Raw genomic sequence first — 6279 nt, forward strand, 5'->3', positions numbered from 1 at the left:
TGAATTTTTTACAATTCTACGACTGTCATACTTCCTGTATCCACATCATAAATGGCACCAGAGATAATGACATCGTCTGGTATTAGGGGAGACTCGATAAGGAGTTGCATATCCTCGCGTACACTTTCCTCTATATCTTGGAAGGGCAAGAAGTCCTGGTCTGACACATCGACACCTAGTTCCTCTTTCAGATACTCCTTAAAAGGACCATTTTCAAAGGTCTGAGCACCACAGTCTGTATGGTGCAATACCACAATCTCTCTTGTCCCCATTTGTTGCTGGGAAATAACTAGCGAACGAATCATGTCCTCAGTCACTCGACCACCTGCATTCCGCAAGATATGAGCATCCCCAAGTGCCAATCCCAGAGCTTGCGCAACGTGCAGACGAGAGTCCATACAGGTCACAATAGCCACTCTTGTTTTGGGTTTAAGTGGCAGATTTAACTGCCCATGTAGGGCAACATAAGCCTGATTGGCTTGCATAAACTGTTCAAAATACGACACGATTCCCTCCTCGAAAATTTGATAGTCAAATATTTCTCCTATCTTATCATTTTTAAGAGAATTTGTCACAGATTAAGCAAAGACCTTTTTCAAAACTTCCTGAATCGTTGTCACACCAATGACCTGAATTTCCTTGGGTGGAGTGATTCCTGTCAAGGAATTCTTAGGTACATAGATTTTTGTAAATCCCAGCTTAGCAGCTTCATTGATGCGTTGCTCGATACGATTCACGCGCCGAATTTCTCCAGTCAAACCCAGTTCTCCCACAAAACATTCCTGAGGGTTGGTTGGCTTGTCTTTATAGCTCGAAGCAATGGCAACTGCAACAGCTAAGTCAATGGCAGGTTCATCCAATTTGACACCTCCAGCAGATTTGAGATAGGCGTCCTGATTTTGCAAGAGAAGACCTGCACGCTTTTCCAAAACAGCCATAATCAAACTCGCACGATTAAAATCAAGTCCTGTCGTCGTACGCTTGGCATTTCCAAACATGGTCGGTGTTACCAAAGCCTGAACCTCCGCCAAAATCGGACGCGTCCCTTCCATAGTCACAACGATTGACGAACCAGTCGCCCCATCCAAACGCTCCTCTAGGAAAACTTGACTCGGATTGAGAACCTCAACCAAACCGCCCGACTGCATCTCAAAAATCCCAATCTCATTAGTGGAACCAAAACGATTTTTGACCGCCCTCAAAATACGGAAGGTATGGTGACGCTCCCCTTCAAAGTAAAGCACCGTATCCACCATATGCTCCAACATACGCGGACCAGCCAGAGTACCTTCCTTGGTCACATGTCCTACGATAAAGATGGCAATGTTATTAGTCTTGGCCAGCTGCATGAGCTCAGCAGTTACTTCACGCACCTGAGACACAGATCCTTGCACCCCTGAAATTTCAGGAGACATAATAGTCTGAATGGAGTCGATGATGAGAAAATCTGGCTGGATGCGCTCTACCTCTGCTCGAACACTCTGCATATTGGTCTCTGCATAGAGATAAAACTCACTATCAATATCACCTAAGCGCTCTGCACGTAGTTTAATCTGCTGGGCAGACTCCTCCCCACTGACATATAGAACTGTCCCCACTTGGGACAACTGGGTTGAGACTTGTAGGAGAAGGGTTGATTTCCCAATTCCAGGATCCCCACCTATGAGTACGAGACTTCCTGGTACCACTCCGCCTCCAAGTACACGGTTGAATTCCTCCATCTCCGTCTTGGTTCGATTGACATTGATGGAGGTCACTTCAGCCAGTTTCATGGGCTTGGTTTTCTCACCTGTCAAGGACACACGCGCATTCTTGATCTCGGCAACCTCAACCTCTTCTACAAAAGAAGACCAAGACCCACAGTTGGGGCAACGTCCCAAATATTTAGGGGAATTATACCCACAATTTTGACATACAAATGTCGCTTTTTTCTTTGCGATGATAAACCTCTTTCTATATCTCTAACTCACACTCAATCACTTGGCAAAAATCAATCTTCTCATTTGGCACAAACTGGCGCATGAGCATGTTGTGAGTTACAATGATAATAGTTTTATAATTTTTATATTTTTCCAAAGTTCTTAAAAAACGATGACGCATCTCCAGAGCAGTTTCATAGCGATAAGGAGAATCTTCAGGTAAACCTCCTTGATGTTTTAGATAATATTCATGAGCTACCAATACACTAGTTAAATCAGAGTTAGTACTATCTAAGTCTGGACGCCACTCATGAAAAAACGGCTCCACAAATAAGTCCAATCCTGTTTCAACCGCTATATAATGGGCTGTTTCTAAAGCTCTCGTCACAGACGATGAAATAATAATCTCTGCCTTTCCAAAACATGCAGTTTTAGCAACTTCTTTTGCCAGACTGCGACCTTTTCCTGTCAATGGTGCTAAATCACGACCAAAACCACTATAGAGTTGCGGATTTTCAAGTTTATCAAGCATACTATAATCTGGCTCCCCGTGACGTACAAAGATAATCTTCATCCTAGTCCCCTGTCGAACCAAAACCACCAGTCCGTACACCGTCTGCCACATCTCCATCTGCAATTAAGAAAGGAGCAAAGACAGCCTGGACAACACGTTCTCCAACTTCAAGAACAACCTCTTGGTCTGTGATATTCTTCATCTGAGCAAAAATATGCCCTTCATTCCCAGGATTTCCATAATAATCCCCATCAATGACCCCAACCGAGTTAATTAAAACCAAACCCTTCTTACGAGGGTTTGAAGAACGATCATAGAGGTATAGGACCTCAGTCGGTTGCATATAAGCCTTAACCCCTGTCGGAACTAATACAATCTCTCCTGGAGCGATAACTGTACGCACAGCAACCTTTAAGTCGTAACCAGCCGCATGCGCTGTCTCACGCTTTGGCAATAAATTCTCATCTGTAAAACTAGAAACCAATTCAAAACCACGAATTTTCATCATCTTCTCTTTTCTATTATCATTTATTCTAGATTATTCTATCTTATTTATTCGGAAAAAGCACGAAAAAAAGAGCACACAATTCAAATCGCTTAGGGCTGCTGGATTCCTCCCCTGACCCGCTTCACGCAGAACTGTTGCTCCACTGTTTATTATATCACATTCCTATTCATTTTAAAAGCAAAATTATTTTTTCCGTCTATTTCTAAAAAAATCCTGCATAATAGCTGCGCATTCATCTTTCAAAATTCCCGTTTCAACCTCCACACGATGGTTGAGCCGCTCATCTGTCAAGATATCGTACAAACTCCCAGCAGCGCCAAATTTCTGGTTTTTAGCCCCGTAGACCACGTTTGGAATGCGGGCGAGTCCAATCGCCCCACTACACATGACACACGGCTCAATGGTCACAAAAAGCGTGCAATCAAGCAAGCGCCAGCTCTCTTCACTCAGGTTCGCATTCTCTATAGCCATAATTTCCGCGTGCATAACCGCTCGCTGCAACTCCTCACGTGCATTATGCCCACGACCAATGATTTCTCCGCCCTTGACAATCACACAACCAATTGGAATTTCATCGTGTTCAAGAGCGATCTCAGCCTCTCTCAAGGCCTCTCTCATGAAGACTTCTTTTTCTTCAACTGTATAATTCATCCGTTTCTCTTTTCCTACTTATCGATTTTATTATTATATCATGAATCCCAACACAAAAAAAGCCACCAAATGCGGTGACTTTATAGGGAGATTATTATGAAAAAGAAAAGTTTAGGATATTTGTTACAACAAGTTAGGAGGTCTTCTTGTAACTGTCTATAGTATACCCGACCTATCTTAAATAAACCTTAAAAATCTCTTAGGACCAAACACTTTCTAAAATATTTGTTTGTTCACGACCAGGACCTACTGAGAAAGTAGAAATACGAACTCCAACCAATTCACTCACACGACGAACATAGTTACGCGCATTCTCAGGAAGATCTTCCAAATTACGAACTCCGGTAATATCTTCTGACCAACCTGGCAACTCTTCATAGATAGGCTTGCAACGTTTCAATTGCTCAAGACTAGCTGGATAGTAGTCAATACGTTGACCATCAAGATCATAGGCCACACAGATTTTCACAGTATCTAAACCACTCAAAACATCGATAGAGTTCAATGAAAGGTTAGTAATACCAGAAACGCGACGGCTATGGCGCATCACAACTGAATCAAACCATCCCACACGACGTGGACGACCAGTTGTTGTACCATATTCATGACCGACTTCACGGATACGTTCTCCCACTTCATCAAACAACTCAGTTGGGAAAGGACCGTCTCCTACACGACTCGTATAGGCTTTACATACACCAACAACCTTGTCAATCTTACTTGGACCAACACCAGAACCAATGGTCACACCACCAGCAACAGGGTTTGATGACGTAACAAATGGATACGTGCCTTGGTCGATATCTAGCATAACACCTTGTGCACCTTCAAAAAGAACACGTTTACCGTTATCAAGCGCATCGTTCAAAATAACAGATGTATCTGTCACATATTTCTTGATTTGTTGACCATATTCGTAATATTCTTCAAAAATATCATCGAAAGCAATCGCTTTACTGTCATACAATTTTTCAAAAAGACGATTCTTTTCAGCAAGGTTACGTTCTAAGCGCTCACGGAAAATATCTTTATCCAAAAGATCGGCAATACGAATCCCAACACGAGCAGCCTTGTCCATATAAGCTGGACCAATTCCCTTGATTGTAGTTCCAATCTTATTGTCGCCCTTAGCTTCTTCTTGCAAGCGATCCAACTCGATATGATAAGGCAAAATAACATGCGCGCGATCAGAAATACGCAAGTTATCAGTTGTCACACCCTCCTCATGAAGATAGTTCAACTCTTTTACAAGAGATTTAGGATTTACAACCATACCATTCCCAATAACAGAGATTTTTTCAGGGAAGAAAATTCCAGATGGAATCAAGTGCAATTTAAACTTCTTACCATCAATCACAATCGTGTGACCTGCATTATCACCACCTTGGTAACGTGCAATCACTTCTGCATTCGCTGAAAGGAAGTCTGTAATCTTCCCTTTACCTTCATCACCCCATTGGGTACCTACAACAACAACTGAAGTCATAATCTTGTCTGAGCCCTCAGGCTCTTCCTTTCTCACATACATGGCAGGACTCTCACCTGCAATTATATCTTACAATTTATTATAAGAAAAAATCGCCTTTTTATCAAGAAGAAACAATAGAAAGATTTGCTATTTCCAACTATTAAAAAATGTTTTAGAAAAAATTCCGGCTATTTATCATTATTTTCCCACAAAAAGTTAAATTTGTTCGGAAATTAACTCATACTGTCTCAACAAGCAACAAAACCTTGTTTCATTATCAATTTTTCAAGATACAAACGATAAGCAACACGATAATGGTAAACAATAAAATCCCGATGAGTCCCAATGCTATATCGGAAAAGATAATAAATCAAAAATTTAAAATGAAAATGTTCCCAGTCAAAATGATCTCCGAAGAACGTACCATACTCTTCTTCAATATTTCTATAAAAATCCGCCATCTGCTCATAAATTTTTTGTAACATAAGCATACACTCCTTTACTTTTTATAAGCTTATTCTAACAAAAAATTATAAACAGTTATTATCAAATCCTGAATTGCTCAAATACTAACCTCAAAAAGATAACAAATAGGAAAAGTTGACAGAATAGGAGGAAATCTACTACCTAAATTTCAAAAATTAAGATAATGGAAGCGGAAGGATTCGAATCCCTCGAAGGAGCGTATTTACAGTCCGCAACGTTTAGCCTCTTCGCTATCCTCGATTAAAGTACTAAAAAGATCTCCTTAAAACTGTGGTACATTACTCGAAAACGGAGGGCTCTGAAACTTTACTCGGCAAAAAGGCTCTATAATATTTGTAGTGGGAAAATCCCCTATAGATATTATGGAGCCGATTTTGTTGTAGAAAAAAAGTCCCATAAGATCTATAATGAAAAGTGACCAAACAACCCATTAGAAAGATTCATATGGAACAATTACATTTTATCACAAAACTACTAGACATTAAAGACCCTAATATCCAAATTATGGATGTTGTTAATATAGATACCCACAAAGAAATCATTGCTAAACTAAATTGTGAGGCCCCATCTTGTCCTGATTGCGGAAGTCTAATGACACGAGATAGATTATAAATTACATAACAAAAAAGAGGCCTAAACCTCTTTTTCTTAACTACTCCGCCAGTAGGACTCGAACCTACGACATCATGATTAACAGTCATGCGCTACTACCAACTGAGCTATGGCGGATTAA

At 40.8% G+C, this 6279-nt stretch carries 7 protein-coding genes, 1 tRNA gene, 1 other RNA gene and 1 pseudogene; 1 reads left to right on the forward strand and 9 read right to left on the reverse strand.

The window, feature by feature from the left end; translation table 11 throughout:
- Positions 1-8 precede the first annotated feature (8 nt).
- The 8 genes from ACLNCV_RS04010 to comW form a co-directional block, all read right to left on the reverse strand.
- Complete coding sequence (locus ACLNCV_RS04010; protein WP_229294925.1) at positions 9-506, reverse strand: beta-class carbonic anhydrase; 498 nt, start codon at positions 504-506, stop codon at positions 9-11.
- A 72-nt stretch (positions 507-578) separates the two neighbouring features.
- Positions 579-1940 carry a DNA repair protein RadA gene (gene radA / locus ACLNCV_RS04015; RefSeq protein ID WP_261020496.1) on the reverse strand — a complete coding sequence of 454 codons (1362 nt, stop codon included), beginning with the start codon at positions 1938-1940 and terminating at the stop codon, positions 579-581.
- 13 nt (positions 1941-1953) lie between these two features.
- Entirely contained in the window at positions 1954-2493 is a 540-nt protein-coding gene (locus tag ACLNCV_RS04020) for a histidine phosphatase family protein (protein WP_424844884.1), read from the reverse strand.
- 1 nt (position 2494) lies between these two features.
- The gene (locus tag ACLNCV_RS04025) at positions 2495-2938 is read right to left on the reverse strand and encodes a dUTP diphosphatase (RefSeq protein WP_084930352.1); all 444 of its coding nucleotides are present in this window, start codon (positions 2936-2938) and stop codon (positions 2495-2497) included.
- Between the two features lie 56 nt (positions 2939-2994).
- An RNA gene (gene ffs / locus ACLNCV_RS04030) (signal recognition particle sRNA small type) lies at positions 2995-3092 on the reverse strand.
- A 32-nt stretch (positions 3093-3124) separates the two neighbouring features.
- Complete coding sequence (gene tadA / locus ACLNCV_RS04035) at positions 3125-3592, reverse strand: tRNA adenosine(34) deaminase TadA (RefSeq protein WP_084930351.1); 468 nt, start codon at positions 3590-3592, stop codon at positions 3125-3127.
- Between the two features lie 199 nt (positions 3593-3791).
- Entirely contained in the window at positions 3792-5078 is a 1287-nt protein-coding gene (locus ACLNCV_RS04040; protein ID WP_084886348.1) for an adenylosuccinate synthase, read from the reverse strand.
- A 230-nt stretch (positions 5079-5308) separates the two neighbouring features.
- Positions 5309-5545, reverse strand: coding sequence for a sigma(X)-activator ComW (gene comW / locus ACLNCV_RS04045; protein WP_084925929.1), 237 nt, complete (start codon positions 5543-5545; stop codon positions 5309-5311).
- A 445-nt stretch (positions 5546-5990) separates the two neighbouring features.
- On the opposite strand from comW, the pseudogene ACLNCV_RS04050 reads away from it, so the two are divergent.
- Positions 5991-6146 (forward strand): annotated as a pseudogene (locus tag ACLNCV_RS04050) (ISL3 family transposase); the annotation flags it as partial.
- Between the two features lie 55 nt (positions 6147-6201).
- Here the strand turns inward: ACLNCV_RS04050 and ACLNCV_RS04055 are convergent.
- Positions 6202-6275: transfer RNA gene (locus tag ACLNCV_RS04055), tRNA-Asn, on the reverse strand.
- Positions 6276-6279 lie beyond the last annotated feature (4 nt).

Source organism: Streptococcus sp. CL5.50, assembly GCF_049738015.1.
Classification (GTDB): domain Bacteria; phylum Bacillota; class Bacilli; order Lactobacillales; family Streptococcaceae; genus Streptococcus; species Streptococcus mitis_CA.